Here is a 15,221-nt window from a genome sequence, read left to right as displayed (position 1 = left end):
GGAAACGCAGAATGAGCAGGTCATGGTCCTTACCTGACATTCGCAGGGGCCTGGAGCTGCAACTCCAGGCCCTTTGCATTTCCGTAATCCGTAAAATCTTTCAAGAATTCAGCCTAGTCCTTAGGCTCTCCTCTATTTTTGATGGCGTAGTTGGGCAATCCAGACGGCGACGTCTCTGGCGAGCGCAAATCTCCCTTTCCGATTGGGTATCTCAAATACCTGCAGATCAATTTTTCCGCGCAGTACCGCCATTCTGAATGCGGCTGTGGACGGATATCCCAGCTCGCGTGCAAGCGCAGCGGTATTGAGAATTTCCCCATACCGTTCAGTGAGCGAGCGCTCCAATTCGTTCGCCAATTTCTGTTGGATATCGCCTGGTTCGCTCATGTTCGCCCAGTTCGGATTTGTTGCTCGGATTCTAGAGCACAGGAGACAGGCGTAAAACCCATATAATTCATTGCTTTTTTACTGTACCCAGGACTAGTAATGCGATCACAAGCATTTGATTTTGAAGATATTTCCAATATCTACTCGGAATTTCGCATTGAGATGCGAAATTCCATCGCGGGAAAAAAACCCGCTCCAACTCGAGATCCAATCGATGTGATTCGGGTGCGCTACTGGTATGAGGGGCTGCGAATGCGGCTTGGACTTGACACACCAGGAGCCATTGAGGCGAAGCTGGAGCCTGATCTAATCAAGCGTCGGCATCAGAGCGGCAAGAACTGCAACTCCGGAAAATGGAAAAATTTCAAGGCAGGTGTTAATACCCCACAAAACAGACTGGTCTCGCGGCTGGAGGGGCTGTATCCAGGATCAAAAAACGAACTCAACCACCCACTCTGGAGTGTGTTGAAGCATCGCCCAGCTAATGGGGCCTGTGACGAAGCGCTGCTTCTCAGGCTATCGCCCGATATCCAGCAACTCTTATACAAAAATTCGCCATACGGCTGGCGACGCGCTCCGTTCTCAGTGGGGTTAGTAAATCGTTTGCTTCGCGTGCCCAGTCTTGACGCATTAGCGGCGCTCGTCTGGCTGCTGCATGAAGCAGCCTATGACGACAACCCTGGCCGTGTAGGTCGATTGGCGATCGCCATTTACAGGATCCTTCTTATCTACGCGATGCTGTTCCAAGAGCGGAACCTTGCGCGTCCTCTGCTCGATTGTTTTTTGCAGAATGTCTTGTCACTGGATCCATCGCCTAGAAATAGCATCTACAGAAGAACCGAGGAGATCATGGCCGACTCAATGTTGCTCCACCATCTCGCCCTCCACAGTGCTCAAGAGAAACGTCACAAGATGTCATGGCACGATCAAGCCCAAGCCATTTTAAAACTGATGAGCCCCAAGAGCTGGGTAGTTTTTGAGAGCCTATTCCTAGCGAATTAGAGACAGGCCTCGTTGAGCATCTAAAAGGTGGAATCTGCACATGGTCTGTCCCGGGCTGAGTGGACACTGACTGAAGGTGGATAATGTCCACCGCAAGGAGTGTTCATGACCCAGGCCAGACGACGTTTTCCCGAATCCTTCAAACGCGAGGCGGCAGACCAGATGCTTGCCGGCACGCCGCTTCGCCATGTCACCGAGACTCTCGGCATCGCTGAAAGCCTGTTGGGCAAATGGAAACGTCAGTACGAGCAGCAAGGTGACGATGCCTTTCCGGGCAACGGCAAGCAGCGAGGCGAGAGCGCGGAGCTGCCGCGTCTACGCCAGCAACTGGCTCAGGTCACCATGGGGCGCGATGTTTTAAAAAAGGCGCTCGCCATCTTCTCGCAGCCCACGAAGTGAAGTTCCGCGCCATCGAGGCGTTGGCCGGTCGCTATCCCGTAGTGCGTAATTGCACTGTCTTGACCACACGATTGCATTCCTTCTGACCAAGAATTTGCATTCGTGCTGACCACCGCTTGCATGCGGCTTAATTAGTCACACCGTAGTCACGACCGGCTGCAATCGGCCAATTGCTGCCGCTCGTGAAAAGCAAAATCCAACCTAATGCGGACACTCGGATGTCAGCAAGATCAAGGTTTAGCTGGATTGATCCAACCTAGACGGAGCCCTGCCTCAAATTCTTAGCGTATCCGAGACATATCAGTGTCTCCAGCACCGTTTGTGGGAACCAGCGCTCCTTAGTCACGCCTTAAAGACCGGCACCACCGTTACACTTCCTGGGCAATTGACCATCGTCGGCGCTTGGGTGGGAGTGCCGATGGAAGACGCTATGAAGGCTTTTAGGGCGTGTTCGCTCCGGGGCGGCTCTCACAACAAGCCAAGGCTGGTCATGAATGGCTTGTCTTAGCCCTGCGGGCTTCGATCCTCACGCCTGCGCGCTCCGCTTGCCAGGCTCCAAGTGCGATGAGCCACCTTCGCTGATTCAAGGATTGCAGTAGAGAATACTGTCGCCCGACATTCAAGCGGGCTGATTCTCGTCATGTCGGGCGTGCATGATGTCCCAGAACTGATGGGTCTAATTGATTCACATGTAAAAGCTATAGCTGACCTGTGGCTTCTCCGAGGTATCCACGTATTTCATGATGTCCCCAACCTTGTTGGCGCACTCCAAAGTGATGGGTAGGCGTCCATCAAGCTGGGTGTTGTTCCAGTTCATCTTGGTCAACCCAAGGATCTCCTTGCACAGGTCTTCCAGGGATGAGTCGCTTTCGAACGCTTCCACGCGCAACGGGCTTGGGATGTACATGCCTGGGTAGGTCTTGTAGAAGTCGACAATCCCCTTCGTGTAGAGCACGCCTTGAGTTTCCGACAGGCTCAGCAGCGTTCCCCGGGTTGGCGGGTAGTTCTTGTCGCTGAACAGCCGGATATCGGTGGACGTGATCGACACCAAGTCTTTTGTCCTGATCCCCTTGGCATCCAGTACCCTGGAAAACCCTGATACTTCGGTAGGCCTGAACCTGCTGGACTTGTGGATCACGACGCGAGCCGGCTTCTGCATCAACGCTTTTTCATACTCAGCCAACGCGCTGTCAAGCAGCTCATACGCCTGAGATTCGTCCATGTAGGGGCGCTTGTCCCGCTTGTCCAGAGACACTGGTGCACCGCGCAGAATGACCCCGTGTCCGAACTCGTCGAACACTTGAGCCAGGCTGGTCGAGACGGTTTCGCCATCCCGGCTCTTGTAGAACCCTATCCCGATGTAGCAGGTCTTGGGCTTGAACTTGTCCTCGACCAACCGCCACGGCACAGTGCGGTTGCCCTTGTAGTAGAGGGCGGTGCAGAAATTCCAAGCCTTGGTAGCGAGATCTTGCTGATCGATCGAGGGTTTGACTGACAGGATGGTCTTCTCGCGAACGAGTTGCAGCGGAATGCCCAAGTGCATGCAACGCGCTTTGAGAAGCCGACGGAAGTTGTGTTCCAGGTAGGCTTCCAGCGACTCGGTGTCTTTGCCCCCAGTCGCCTTGGTTAGAGAGTCGAAGATGTCATTTGGGACGACGCAGACGATCACGTCGATGGAGCGGTTCTCGGACAGAAATCGAATCTGCTCATAGTAGAGCTCAACGCATTTCACGACCCGGTCTTCACGGGCCGTGATCTTCGATATGTTGTTGATTTCTGACTTCTGCAGGGTTCGTGTGTACTGGGGAGAGGACAGAATTTTGGTGTAGAACCCATGGTATTCATCCACGCCACCAAACCCCCGGAACAGATTGGGGAACTTGGTTTCTTCCTTACCGACGATTCCGCGTTTGCATTTGTCCAGCCATTCGTCTAGGAGATCAACACCTTCACCGCGCCCGACGATGCCAATGCGTAATTCACTACGCCTCAGCTCATCGCGCTTGTCATAAACTCCCAGGGTTTCGATGCCAGTCCTAGGGCATATGTGCGCGCCGTTTCCGAACTCCAGCATTGGCTCTTTGAGGATTTTAATCTTCAAGGGCTAACTCCTCATCAAATTCAGCGCCAACCTGTTCGCCTTCTACCAGTTTTTCTTCGCAAGTGATCTCTAATAACTCACCGAAGAATTCTACTTCATTCGCTGGGCTGCCCTGGGCAGGAGTCGAGGCAGAGTTATTAGGTGAAGCTTTAGTAATCGGGTTATTGATTGAGCGTAAGTAGTAGGCTAGGAATCGAACTATGTTTCGTACGCTTTGGTTGAACTCAAGTCTTTTTTGCTTTGATAGTAAATCTTCATGGAAGCGAGACTTGCGATTTCCATCATAAGTATAAAGCCAACTAGGCACCACCAGTGCGTACCACTGCTGCGCAATGCTGGTAAAGCTCAGTTCGAATGATAAATGAACATGGTGGGCGAGACGCGTGGGTTCTCGCTTCGACATCACCTTTTCGTATACTCGACGGGTTGATTTCTTTTTCCCTACCCAGTCTTCTTTGCGGCCTTCGTCGTCTGGGTTGTGAGGCTTGAAGAAAAAGAACTTCTCTCGGCGGTCATACACAATGTTGTGAGGCTTGACGGCCTCACGAACATGGTTGTTCAAAAGTAGCTTGAAAATATTTATGTTGTCGTCAATCTCAGATTCGGAGAGGTCGCGGGACTCAAGTGCTTCAATGGTGCCTACATCAACAATATGTCGAATACTGGAGTTGTTGATGTCCTCAAAGGTGAAGATTCGATTTTCGAAAACCACCCAGTCATCCGTGCCAGATCCATTGAGCAGTAGGGCCATCTTCACAAGGCTTTGCCTGGAGCAGCTATTTTTTCGAAAGTTCAGGTGTTCGCGGGCTTGTTCAAGGATTGAGGCCTCATTCAGCAGCAGTTCGGCGACGTATACTGTTTCAGGCGGTGTTACCGTAATGAGGTTGGAAGTCAGTGTGTGAGATTGAAGGTCTCCCTCAGCATTGAAGTCCAGATATGCCTTGATGTCCCCCAAGATGATCTTGAAGTCATTCAACACCCGCTCCTGAGCGGGGATTCGAAGCCCGGACACCTTGGCTAGGATGTCGCCAAGATCAATGATGTGATTCTTCGTTGAAAACTCGAATGCGCCATTTGTGATGGCGTCAATCGCGGACTGGCTGTAGGAAGCCTGCTTGTTGGTCAGCATCAAAACGTACAGTTCATCAAACGTGTTGTAGAACTGCTTGTCGACGAAGTGGGTCAAGGTCTTTTTGACCTTTTCCAGAGAAGTGGTGGCGGTAACCTGGAAGGCGACACGGTCATGGTCATCACCCAGATCGATGCCGGGGAAGTTTTTCTGCCGCCTATTGAGGTTAATCAGGTTGGGTAGGTTGTAGGCTGCTTTCAGGATCGGAATCAGCGCGTCTTCCAGCGACAGGTTGATGTCAAGCCTGCCTTGTTTAGTTGATAGGTCAACCTGGTTAATGATTCTGCTGACGACATCCCTTAGTTCATTCTCAATCTCTAACTGTCTCAATGCTAGACACTTCCCTATTGACCGAATCGATAGTGGTGCTGATACGAGAGCTGAGGCCGCTGAGAGTGGCATTGTACCACCATGGAATGGACGACTGTTCTGGGTGGATTGCCAGCCCCATTCTGCAAGGCTGCTGCGCTTGGCAGGCAATACAATACTGGGATGCGCTCGCATCGGGTGCACAAGCGCTGGACGCCTCAATGAAGGCTCTCCTTCGATTGTGCACGATCGGTGATTCCTTAGCTGCCCTCAGCAGTGGGGCTCTCGGCGGGCTCGGCCAAACCCAAGAGACGCTTTCTCACGTCGGGCTCACATTTGTGGCAGGCAAAGTATTTGATTCTGTCCATGTCACCTGTGACGAATTCATCGCATCGCTCACACGCGACTGCTCCCCAGCCACGGTCGAAGCACGATACGCAACTCCACATGCCCTCGATGAAAAATACCGAGGGTTGAGGGTGCTGACACTTGTGGCAGGATGCAATGTGGACGTGGCCTTCCTCGCACCAGTCGTCGCCCTCGGGAAATTGTTTGGTGCAGAGGTCTATCAGGATGTCGGTGGTGATTTGATGGCCGCAGGCAGGACAGGCATGCAGACCCTTTTGAAAGAATTTAAACGGAGCATTGCAGCCGGGGCAGGGTAATTCTGCGTTGCACTCTTCCACTGCAGTGTCATCAACCCCGCACACCATGCAGGTGTAGTCGGTACCCCATGAATGGGTTTCGCCGACAATTGCGGCAGACATGTGGCAATGACCGCAGGGAACGATCTTGTTGCCTTTCTTTTCCTGGATTTCGATCTGAGGTTTGAGGATCTCGAATCGGGCTTTGATGAAGTCTCCCTGACGCATCATGCGTTGGTTGAGCACCTGGAGTTCCACTGAGTAGGGCTGGAATACCGCCTCCCAAGGGCCGGTCAATAGTGCATGGAGGTAGTGCCAGGATGCCCACGCTTCCACAATCACGCCGGCTTGTGTCTTACTCGGATTATCCATGCCTGAGTGGGCAAAATGGACGATCTGATTGCGGTGCTCGCCAAGGGCCTTGAAGTTGTCGGAAGCATCCTGGTCGATTTTCTCGCCAAGAATCGATTGGATTCGCTTCAGCGCGTCATCCAGGTAGACCGACAGAAAATCTCCCACGGCAAGGTTTTGTAGGTCACCGGTTTCGGGCTTCGCGAGCATGAGTGTCCAATGCTCTTTCATCAGTCGGGCTTTCAGGAACAGCTCGATCGCCGTGTACAGATCGACAATGGCATTCTTGGGTTTTTGCTGTAGGTGGTCGATGGAGGTATTGACGAAACCTAAAGCGTTTCGCACCAAGGCATCAAAAAGCTCTTCCTTTGTCCGCCGTTCCTGCTTCAGCCACTTGCGTGCCATAGTCCCTCACTGTGCCCGTTCTGCCGTTGTTGGGTCGGATGCATGCTGATGGAGCAGTCCTATTCGCGGGCTCAATCTATCGTATCGGGAATCCATAACTGCTCATTAGCAGTACTTGAAATGGCTATTGACCCGTTTCTCATGTCCTCTGGAAGAGGAGTTCTCGTCAGCAAGCTTGTCTGCAATTTTAACCGATAAATCTCACGTAAGACTCGGAAAAGTCACCACATCAGGAGTGAATCAGCCTACTTTCGAAGGCACTCGAAATGACCGCTTTTGGCCGGTTTCTGCCCCTTACGAACGGCTGCAATGGGTTGATTGCAGCCGGTCATGGCCACGCAGTGTGATGGTCCGATCCGATGCAAATGCATGGTCAAGTCGAATGCAATCAGGTGGTCAAGTAAGTGCAATTGTGCACCGTAGCGCCGATGTGGCGGCTGGTTTCCAGCAGTCGTCATGCTCTGCCGATTGCCCCGAACCACCTGGATCGCCAGTTCGTCTCGGATCGCGCCAATCGGCACTAGGTCTCGGACATGACCTACGTGCGGACGGCCCAAGGCTGGCTGTATCTGGCCGTCGTGCTCGACCTCTATTCACGTGCCGTCGTTGGTTGGGCGATGCACCACCGCATGCAGCAGGCCCTGGTACACGCCGCGCTGGAGATCGCCGTTGCACACCGACAGCCGAAAACAGAGGTACTGCTGCACTCGGACCGTGGCAGCCAATACTGCGCGTACGACTACCAGACCTCGCTTCGGCGACATCGAATCGTGCCCAGCCATTCACGTCCGGGGAACTGCTGGGACAACGCCGCGATGGAGAGCTTCTTCCGTTCGCTGAAGGCCGAGCGGGTGTACCTGACGCGCTACGCCAGCTACCAGGAGGCGAAGGCTGACCTGTTCGACTACATCCGCTTTTACAATCACCGCCGTCGCCACTCGACGTTGGGCTATCTCAGTCCGATGGAGTTTGAGCGGCGAAATACGACCAGTAGCTCTTAACTACCTGTCCACCAGCTCCGGGACAGGCCAGGTCTCGTCGAGCATCTAAAAGGTGGAATCTGCACATCGCAAGGAGGTTTTCTCCACCTTTTAATGGCTGCTGATTAATATAATTATTTAAAATCAAATGGTTATATTTTTACAGCTTTTAAGGCATTCGTACACCTGAATTCATCATCAGAAAGCACTCTGAACTCATTATCAGCAAAAGCGCGAACTAAAACTCTGCAACGGAGCTGCCAACGCAGATCTGAAAAATGACTTCGCGTTTGTGTCGGAGACCCAAATTATTGGAGCGATATACCAACGGATCATCCGCTGGGGCACCGGGTATAATGCGGCTCCCGAATTTCAACGAGCCCCGAGCGTGAGCAGCATTCCCCCCTTCGGCACAGGCGATGCCTCCTATCAGGCCGCTGGCGGCATCGACGGTTTGCGCCGCCTGGTCGACGACTTCTACCGGCTGATGGACGAACTGCCGGACGTGGCCGACCTGCGCCGCATGCACCCGGAAAGCCTGGAACAATCTCGGGACAAACTCACCTGCTTCCTCAGCGGCTGGCTGGGTGGCCCAAGGCTGTTCAGTGAAAAATACGGCCCCATCTCCATCCCGTCCTTCCACGCTCAATGGCCGATTGACGAAGCCCTCGGCGGCCTCTGGCTGAGCTGCATGGATCGCGCCATCGCCCTGCAGCCCTTCTCGCCGGAATTCGCCGAATACCTGCTGACGCAACTGCGCGTGCCGGCGCACCGTGTGGTGCAGGCGAGCCGGGCACGACACGGCTGACTCACCTCCGCTTGTCCGAGCTTTCCTGCACGCAAAAGTCTCACTGAAGCTGGTGCAGCAGCTGATCGAGTGGCTGCCGAGGCAAGGGGTAAATGGAAATTCAATATCCGATAATGGCTAGACCCGGATATTGCACGACTCTCTGAAAAAGCTCATCCTAGAGGCCTCGCAACCCCTTGATAATGTGCGTCATGCCTCAAAGCCCTCAGCCCCTGTTCGACACCTTCGATCGTTTTCATGAGCTCAATTTCCTGGGGCTTGGCTCAGAGTTGCCCGTCATTCTCAGCTATCTGCGTGAACTACCAGAGCACGCTATGGCAGTCGATAACTACCTTGCCGTTCGAGGATTTCTCAAATCCTACGCAGGCAATGCGGCCACCTATAACTCGTACCGAACGCATGTTGAGCGGCTTTTGCTTTGGTCAGCCTTAATCGCCGAAAAGCCTCTGATTGAGTTACGGCGTAGAGATGCAGAAGCTTTCATGGAGTTCTGTCTGAATCCTCCCGCGGATTGGGTTGGCCCAGTTATAAAGTCTCGCTTCCTGCGTATGGGAGGTAGGAAAAAAAGCGAATCTGACACGTACGCTGTAAATGAGGACTGGCGCCCCTTTGCCACTACGGTGCCAAAGCGCGATCGGAAGATAGCTTCAGAAATGCTAACCGCCCTCCCCTCGGACGCGTACAAAATGTCTCAGGGCTCTGTGGCTCAAGTGTTTGCGGTGTGTGGAAGTTTTTTCCAGCACGCCATTGATGAAGGATTCACCGAGGTGAATCCCTTCAGGGCTGTTAAGCAGAAATCGATTTACAAACAACGTAACACCCTGGATGTCGCTTCGCGTTCACTGACCCAGTTGCAGTGGAGCTTTGTCATAGAGACGGCAGAGCTGATGGCTGCGGCTGACCCCACCCATGAGCGGACACTCTTCATCGTTGCAACGCTTTTCTCCATGTACCTTCGTGTATCTGACCTGGTTGGCCGTGACAACTGGCGACCAGTAATGGGTGATTTCCGGCGGGATACCGCCGGAAACTGGTGGTTTCATGTGGTAGGTAAAGGGAACAAAGCAGCCAAGGTCAGTGTGCGTGATGAGTTTATCGAGTCGTACCTGACCCGCTATAGAAAGCACTTGCAACTCCCTCCCCTCCCCTCGGCTCATGAAAAACGCCCATTGCTTAGTACGCTGAAAGGTCGAGGGGGCCTTTCGGATCGCCACATCAGACTTCTGTTGCAGCAGGTATTTGACCAGTCCTTACAACGGATGACTGACGATGGCTGGAGCGATGATGAGGTCGACCAACTCCGCTCAGCATCCCTTCACTGGCTGCGCCATACCTCTGCAACATTCGATGCCCCGCTTCGAGACATGAAAGACCTTCAAGCTGACCTGCGGCACAACAGCCTGAGCACAACTCAGAACACCTACTACAACTCGCTGGACGAACAGCGGGCAAGCTCTGTTAAAGATCTGCGTATCAAACGATAACTGCCGGCTGTTTCAAGGCGCTGGTGGGGTGCGACTCCGTCGATTGGCAAGCAACCACCAGCCTCCCTGCCCGGAGAGCAAGGCGGCGCGGGGTAAGTCTTTCGATTTTTCTGTTTTGCCCATGTCGAGCTTCTCGCGCTCGGCACAGTTCGCCCAAGGGGGCGCGTGCAGCAGAGGGGCGTATTGAGCTCATTCAGCGGGCCGAACTGGCCCCAACGTCCCGCCGCCGGCTCTGCTTACCGGTGGAGGGACAGCGCCGTTTGCTCTACTGCGCGCGGCAATGCGCGACGACTTCGTCGACCGCGCGCTGCACGTCGCCGCGCCGGTAGCCCAGTAGCGCAAGTTCCGAGGCATTGGGCTCGTAGGACACGACGTTGCCGCGCCCCGTGTAGATCGCCATGTCTGGCAACAGCGGATGTTCCTGGTCCAACGACGGCACATCCTGCGGATGGCCGGCCGCGCGGAAGAACGCGGCGAAATAATCGGCGAAGCTGAGGTTCTCGTCGCCGACGAGATACGCCTTGCCGGATTCACCACGAAGCAGCGCGCCCCCAATCGCTTCCGACAGCGATTGCGTCGAGATGAAGTTGCTGCCGCCGGCGGGCCCGAACACGGGCAGCCCCACAAGCTTGCCTTCGGCATAGCCGGTGTACGCGGCGAACATCTCGCTGCGCAGCCCCGGCACCGACCCGACCACGAACGGTGCATTGACGCTGCACACCTCGAACGTCGGAGTCGCCAGGGCACGCACGCGTTCGTCGGCCAGATGGCGCGAGCGCACATACGGCACCGACTCGATCAGCTCCGGTGCGACCTGCGGATAGAAGCTGCCGACCAGTACGGCGCGCTTCACGCCCGCTTCCCGCGCCAGCGCGAAGAAGCGCGGCACCGCGTCGACGTTCGCGCGCTCCCAGTGCGCGGCTTCGTCGGTGCCGGCCGGCAGGTGGCGGATGTCGTTGCCGGCCGCGAACACGACCGCGTCGAACGGCACGAGATCCTCGCGGGTGAAGTTATCGGCCACGTAGTCGCGCAGCAGCACGTCGAACTGCGCGAGCGCGCTGTCGGCCACGGGCAGCTTGCGCGCGGCGAGCGTGACCTGGTTGCCCTGCGCGTGCAGGTACAGCGCGGCATGGCCGCCGATGAGACCGGTACCGCCGACGATGAGGATCTTCATAATATCTCCGGAAGCGGCGCAGACACGCCGCGAGAAATGGACGGATGAAGCCGCAGCTACGTGCGGCTGGCGCTCAGAAGTTGAAGCCGTTGCCCGTGACGACGGGAATGTTGGTCCAGAAGCCCTTCGGGTCGCGGTACCAGCCGGCCGCCGCGAGCGCGCCGCCGTCGACGTGCAGCGTCGTACCGGTGACCCACGCGGCGAGCGGGCTCGCGAGGTACAGCGCGGCGCCCGCGATGTCGCCGGCCTCGCCGAAGCGTCCGAGGGGAATCCAACGCGGGATGTGCTCCTGGTGCTCGGCCGCGACCATCAGGCTGACGGGTACCTGCGGCGTCTCGGTGGTTTCCGGCGCGATCTGGTTCACGCGGATGCCGACCGGCCCGAGTTCGAGCGCGAGGCTTTTGGTGAAACCGGTCAGCGCAGCCTTGAACGACGCATACACGGCGCAGTTCGGAATCGCGCGGAACCCTTCGATCGAGGACACGCCGACGATGCTGCTGCCCGCGCCGCGCTTGCGCAGCAACGGCAGCATCGCCTGCGTGACGATGAACACCTGGCGCAGGTTCACGTCGAACAGCCGAGCGATGTCGTCATCGGTGTAGTCGTCGAACGGCTTCGCGATCTGCAGGAAATCGCCAACGTTGTTGACGAGCACGTCGAGCCCGCCGAAACGCGCGTCGACCGTCCGCGCGAACGCTTCGACCTGGTCACGGCGCGTGACGTCCACGATGCCGACGAGCGCGTCGACGCCCGCCACCTCGAGCGCGTGCCGCACGTCCTGCGCGCGGGCCGCGTCGATCTCGGCCACGGCGACCCGCGCGCCCGCGGCGCCGAACGCTTCAGCACAGGCCCGGCCGATACCCGCACCGCCGCCAGTGACCAGTACAGTCTTGCCGGAGAATGAAATCATCGATGCACTCCTTGGATTGGAAAAGCATTGCGCCGCGTCAAAGCGACGACACCAGTTGCGCGTTGTCGATCCGCAGTTCCGCGCCGTTCACGAAGCGCGATTCGTCGGATGCGAGGAACAGCACGAGATTCGCGACATCCTGTGGGTCGCACATGCGCGCCATCGGATCGCTGCCGATGCCCAGTGCGGCCGGGTCGAGACCGGGCATCAGCGCCTGCGTCATCGGCGTCCAGATCCCGTCCGGGTGGATCGAGTTGCAGCGGATCCGGTAGCCACTGCGCTTGCAGTGCACGGCGACGCTGCGGGTGAGCGCCGTCACCGCGCCCTTCGAGCCGGTGTACGCGCACATCATCGGCAACCCACCGAGCGCGGCGACCGACGACATCATCACGATCGAGCCCGGCGTGTCGTTGCCTTTCATCGCGCCGATCGCGTACTTGCAGCCGAGGAAATAGCCGTCCGCGTTGGTGCGCATCACCCGCTGCCAGGTCCCGAGGTCCGTCTCCTCGATCGAGCCGACCGGGCAGATGGCCGCGTTGTTGACCAGCACGTCGAGGCGGCCGAAGCGCTCGAGCGTCGCGGCGATCGCGTGCCGCCAGCAGTCTTCTTCGGCGATGTCGTGACGCACGAACATTGCGGCGTCGCCGATCTCACGTGCGAGCGCCTGTCCCGCCTCTTCGTTGATATCGGACAGCACGACGCGGGCACCTTCGGCGGCAAGCAGCAGCGCATCCGCGCGGCCGACGCCGCTCGCCGCGCCGGTGACCAGCGCGACCTTGTTTGCGACTCGTTTCATGGATGATCGATTTCCCGTGGGATGGAAAGAGGACGTGCGCTCATGCGGCGCCCGGCACGCGGCCGGCCTTCACCGCGGCGAGTGCGGCCGCGCCGTAGATCTGCGCAACCGTGTCGTCGACGTTGGGGTTGGTGCGCAGTTCGTTGCCGCCGTCGACCGCGAAGCTCTGGCCAGTGACCCAGCCCGACTCGGGGCCCGCGAGATAGCGCACCGCGTGCGCTATCGCGTCGGGTTCGCCGAGCGTGCCGAGCGGGACCTGCTCGAGAAAGCTGTCGACCAGCGCGCGGTTGTCGAACATCGGCGCGGTCGCCTCCGAGCGCGTGAGGCCCGGACGCACCGCGTTGACGCGGACCTTCGCACTCGCCAGTTCCTCGGCCGCCCCGCGCACGAGTGCTTCGAGCGCAGCCTTCGCGGTGCAGTACCCGGACAGCCAGCGGAAGTTGATCCGCGCGGCGGTCGACGAGATGCAGACGATCGCGCCGCCACCGCTGTCGGCCAGCCGTGGCGCGGCATGGCGGATCGCGAGGAACGCGCTGTGCAGGTTCAGGTCGATTTCCTGGCGGAACGTGTCGGCGTCGTGCATCAGCAGCGGCCGGAATCCGGCGCCGCCGACCGTCGGCACGACGATGTCGAGGCGGCCATCAAGCGCCCATGCGCAGTCGAGCGCCGCTTGCAGATCGGCTTCGTCGCACGCGTCGCCCGCGTGGATCGCCACTCGGCCGCCGGGCACCGCGTCGGTCAGCTGCCGCCGGGTGCGTGCGAGCGCGTCGTGGCGGCGGCCCATCAGCACAACGACCGCACCGTCCGCGAGCAGCGCCTGCGCACAGGCCGCGCCAATACCGCCGGCACCGCCGGTAACCAGCGCAGTCTGGCCGTCAAGGGGACGAGACGTTGGCATCGTTCAGCCCTCCAGCGGCAGGTCTTGGGTCCAATCGACGTGCAGCGTGCGCGCCGCGAAGCGCCACGTGCCGCCGTCGAACCGGCAGCGGTCGTGATAGCGCAGCCCCCAGTCGAGCTTGCGCTTCACGCCATCGCGCAGATAGACGTGGCACGCAACGCCGTAGGTCTCGACGTCGGCCACACCGCCGTCAAGCGTGACGAGCTGGTTGTGTACGTGATGCTGCGTCGTTTCGTAGCGCTCGATCGCGCCCATGCCCGCGACGATCGCGTTGCGCTCGTCGAAGCGGAAGCCGGGGCCGGCAAGGGATGCGTCGGGGGTGAAGAGAGTGCTGAGCCGAGCCCAGTCGCGTCGGTCGACAGCTTGTGCATAGCGGCACGCGAGTTCGTACAACGCGTGGTGGGGATTCAAATCGGTCATGCCGTACTCCAGGACAGGAAAAGGACGGCCGCGCCGAGAATGCAGACGCGGAGGTATCGGTGAACAGCGACTCTCGATGGGGGCCAGAAGATGCCCTAGATGCCGTACCCGCCGGACACGTTCAGCTGTTGCCCGGTGATGTAGGCAGCGTTGTCGGATGCCAGGAACACGGCGGCACGACCGATTTCCTCGGGCTTGCCCCAGCGCTTGAGCGCCAGTATCTGCAGCGTTTCGTCGATCCACTTCTGGTCGAACTGCCCCTGCTCCAGGAGCTGCGGGAACATGCCGGCCTCGATGACACCCACCAGGACGGAGTTCGCGCGGATGTTGTAGCGGCCTTCCTCGCGGGCGAGGCCCTTTATCAGCGACTCATTGGCGGCCTTCGGCGCGACCGACAGGCCATCACGATCCGGCCAGCGCAGGTGGCCGGCGGAGCCCAGCGTGACGAACGAACCGCCCCCCGCGGCGCGCAGGTGCGGCAGCGCGGCCTTGGCGGCATTGAAGAAGCCCATAACCTCGACATCGATGGCGCGCTTCCAGTCATCGGGACCCATTTCGCTGATATGGAGCTGGTTCACGAAAGGCCCGGCAGCCCAGATGATGGTGTGCACGCGACCGTGGATTTCGATGGCTGCGTCCAGTGTCGCCTGGATCTGGGCGACATCGGTAACGTCGACCTGGTGGATGCTCGCGTCGACGCCCTCTTCCCGGATCTGGCCGGCGACGCGTTGCGCTACCTCGGCCTTGCTCCGGTAGGCGACTGCGACCGGCACGCCAGCGCGTGCGAACTCGAGGGCAACGCATTGTCCGATGCCACCGCTGCCGCCAAAGACCAAAGTGGCGCCCTGCGGGAATTCGCTCTTTCTCATCATTGCCTCTCCTTTCCTCGGTAGATCGACAGGGTGTCGTTGAGGAAAAGTATCAGCAGTCGATCCCACATGGATTGCCCACTGCAGGACTATTAAGAAAGCATCTTCGGGTGATACTTAGTAGTGTCGCGTTGCGGTACGCGCGCCCATGGCGG

The 15,221-nt window shown here is 58.0% G+C and carries 15 protein-coding genes; 5 read left to right on the top strand and 10 right to left on the bottom strand.

Going from position 1 to position 15,221, the window contains the following annotated elements; translation table 11 throughout:
• Positions 1 to 132: 132 nt before the first annotated feature.
• Positions 133 to 387, bottom strand: coding sequence for a hypothetical protein (locus GA645_RS13985; RefSeq protein WP_152223622.1), 255 nt, complete (start codon positions 385 to 387; stop codon positions 133 to 135).
• Positions 388 to 486: 99 nt separating this feature from the next.
• Between GA645_RS13985 and GA645_RS13980 the strand changes: the two genes are divergently transcribed.
• Positions 487 to 1,389: a hypothetical protein gene (locus tag GA645_RS13980; protein ID WP_152223621.1), complete on the top strand. Its 903-nt coding sequence runs from the start codon at positions 487 to 489 to the stop codon at positions 1,387 to 1,389.
• A 105-nt stretch (positions 1,390 to 1,494) separates the two neighbouring features.
• Positions 1,495 to 1,788, top strand: a complete 294-nt coding sequence (locus tag GA645_RS13975; RefSeq protein WP_152223620.1) for a transposase — start codon at positions 1,495 to 1,497, stop codon at positions 1,786 to 1,788.
• 685 nt (positions 1,789 to 2,473) lie between these two features.
• Here GA645_RS13975 and GA645_RS13970 read toward each other — a convergent pair.
• The 3 genes from GA645_RS13970 to GA645_RS13960 are packed head-to-tail and all read right to left on the bottom strand — an operon-like array spanning position 2,474 to position 6,727.
• A complete protein-coding gene (locus GA645_RS13970; protein ID WP_152223619.1) occupies positions 2,474 to 3,889 on the bottom strand; it encodes a hypothetical protein in 1,416 nt (471 codons plus the stop codon).
• Entirely contained in the window at positions 3,879 to 5,549 is a 1,671-nt protein-coding gene (locus tag GA645_RS13965; RefSeq protein WP_256676149.1) for an SMEK domain-containing protein, read from the bottom strand. Before GA645_RS13965 ends, GA645_RS13970 begins: the two co-directional genes overlap by 11 nt.
• A 38-nt stretch (positions 5,550 to 5,587) precedes the next feature.
• On the bottom strand, positions 5,588 to 6,727 hold the full coding sequence (locus GA645_RS13960; RefSeq protein ID WP_152223618.1) for a hypothetical protein: 1,140 nt from the start codon (positions 6,725 to 6,727) through the stop codon (positions 5,588 to 5,590).
• A gap of 533 nt (positions 6,728 to 7,260) precedes the next feature.
• Between GA645_RS13960 and GA645_RS13955 the strand changes: the two genes are divergently transcribed.
• The 3 genes from GA645_RS13955 (at position 7,261) to GA645_RS13945 (ending at position 9,999) form a co-directional block, all read left to right on the top strand.
• On the top strand, positions 7,261 to 7,728 hold the full coding sequence (locus tag GA645_RS13955; RefSeq protein WP_152223617.1) for an IS3 family transposase: 468 nt from the start codon (positions 7,261 to 7,263) through the stop codon (positions 7,726 to 7,728).
• A 367-nt stretch (positions 7,729 to 8,095) separates the two neighbouring features.
• Positions 8,096 to 8,515, top strand: coding sequence for a group II truncated hemoglobin (locus GA645_RS13950; protein ID WP_152223616.1), 420 nt, complete (start codon positions 8,096 to 8,098; stop codon positions 8,513 to 8,515).
• A 191-nt stretch (positions 8,516 to 8,706) separates the two neighbouring features.
• Positions 8,707 to 9,999 carry a site-specific integrase gene (locus GA645_RS13945; protein WP_178119544.1) on the top strand — a complete coding sequence of 431 codons (1,293 nt, stop codon included), beginning with the start codon at positions 8,707 to 8,709 and terminating at the stop codon, positions 9,997 to 9,999.
• A 265-nt stretch (positions 10,000 to 10,264) separates the two neighbouring features.
• Here the strand turns inward: GA645_RS13945 and GA645_RS13940 are convergent, their stop codons facing one another.
• The 6 genes from GA645_RS13940 to GA645_RS13915 form a co-directional block, all read right to left on the bottom strand.
• Positions 10,265 to 11,173, bottom strand: coding sequence for an NAD(P)-dependent oxidoreductase (locus GA645_RS13940; RefSeq protein ID WP_152223615.1), 909 nt, complete (start codon positions 11,171 to 11,173; stop codon positions 10,265 to 10,267).
• Positions 11,174 to 11,246: 73 nt separating this feature from the next.
• On the bottom strand, positions 11,247 to 12,083 hold the full coding sequence (locus GA645_RS13935) for an SDR family NAD(P)-dependent oxidoreductase (RefSeq protein WP_152223614.1): 837 nt from the start codon (positions 12,081 to 12,083) through the stop codon (positions 11,247 to 11,249).
• Between the two features lie 37 nt (positions 12,084 to 12,120).
• Complete coding sequence (locus GA645_RS13930; protein ID WP_152223613.1) at positions 12,121 to 12,879, bottom strand: SDR family oxidoreductase; 759 nt, start codon at positions 12,877 to 12,879, stop codon at positions 12,121 to 12,123.
• 40 nt (positions 12,880 to 12,919) lie between these two features.
• Positions 12,920 to 13,777, bottom strand: a complete 858-nt coding sequence (locus GA645_RS13925; RefSeq protein ID WP_152223612.1) for an SDR family NAD(P)-dependent oxidoreductase — start codon at positions 13,775 to 13,777, stop codon at positions 12,920 to 12,922.
• Between the two features lie 3 nt (positions 13,778 to 13,780).
• On the bottom strand, positions 13,781 to 14,197 hold the full coding sequence (locus GA645_RS13920) for a nuclear transport factor 2 family protein (protein WP_152223611.1): 417 nt from the start codon (positions 14,195 to 14,197) through the stop codon (positions 13,781 to 13,783).
• Positions 14,198 to 14,292: 95 nt separating this feature from the next.
• Positions 14,293 to 15,069 (bottom strand): SDR family NAD(P)-dependent oxidoreductase, encoded by a 777-nt coding sequence (locus GA645_RS13915; RefSeq protein WP_218572360.1) that lies wholly within the window; start codon positions 15,067 to 15,069, stop codon positions 14,293 to 14,295.
• Between the last annotated feature and the right edge of the window lie 152 nt (positions 15,070 to 15,221).

Source organism: Pseudomonas sp. SCB32 (assembly GCF_009189165.1).
In the GTDB taxonomy this organism is placed as follows: domain Bacteria; phylum Pseudomonadota; class Gammaproteobacteria; order Pseudomonadales; family Pseudomonadaceae; genus Pseudomonas.
The sequence above is the reverse complement of the archived record's forward strand: the minus strand, read 5'-3'. Positions and strand labels throughout refer to the sequence as shown.

Excerpts from the sequence above, each read along its gene's own strand:
- GA645_RS13985 (WP_152223622.1), bottom strand. The coding sequence starts at position 387 with ATGAGCGAACCAGGCGATATCCAACAGAAATTGGCGAACGAATTGGAG.
- GA645_RS13980 (WP_152223621.1), top strand. The coding sequence starts at position 487 with ATGCGATCACAAGCATTTGATTTTGAAGATATTTCCAATATCTACTCG.
- GA645_RS13975 (WP_152223620.1), top strand. The coding sequence starts at position 1,495 with ATGACCCAGGCCAGACGACGTTTTCCCGAATCCTTCAAACGCGAGGCG.
- GA645_RS13960 (WP_152223618.1), bottom strand. The coding sequence starts at position 6,727 with ATGGCACGCAAGTGGCTGAAGCAGGAACGGCGGACAAAGGAAGAGCTT.
- GA645_RS13955 (WP_152223617.1), top strand. The coding sequence starts at position 7,261 with ATGACCTACGTGCGGACGGCCCAAGGCTGGCTGTATCTGGCCGTCGTG.
- GA645_RS13945 (WP_178119544.1), top strand. The coding sequence starts at position 8,707 with ATGCCTCAAAGCCCTCAGCCCCTGTTCGACACCTTCGATCGTTTTCAT.
- GA645_RS13940 (WP_152223615.1), bottom strand. The coding sequence starts at position 11,173 with ATGAAGATCCTCATCGTCGGCGGTACCGGTCTCATCGGCGGCCATGCC.
- GA645_RS13935 (WP_152223614.1), bottom strand. The coding sequence starts at position 12,083 with ATGATTTCATTCTCCGGCAAGACTGTACTGGTCACTGGCGGCGGTGCG.
- GA645_RS13930 (WP_152223613.1), bottom strand. The coding sequence starts at position 12,879 with ATGAAACGAGTCGCAAACAAGGTCGCGCTGGTCACCGGCGCGGCGAGC.
- GA645_RS13925 (WP_152223612.1), bottom strand. The coding sequence starts at position 13,777 with ATGCCAACGTCTCGTCCCCTTGACGGCCAGACTGCGCTGGTTACCGGC.
- GA645_RS13920 (WP_152223611.1), bottom strand. The coding sequence starts at position 14,197 with ATGACCGATTTGAATCCCCACCACGCGTTGTACGAACTCGCGTGCCGC.
- GA645_RS13915 (WP_218572360.1), bottom strand. The coding sequence starts at position 15,069 with ATGATGAGAAAGAGCGAATTCCCGCAGGGCGCCACTTTGGTCTTTGGC.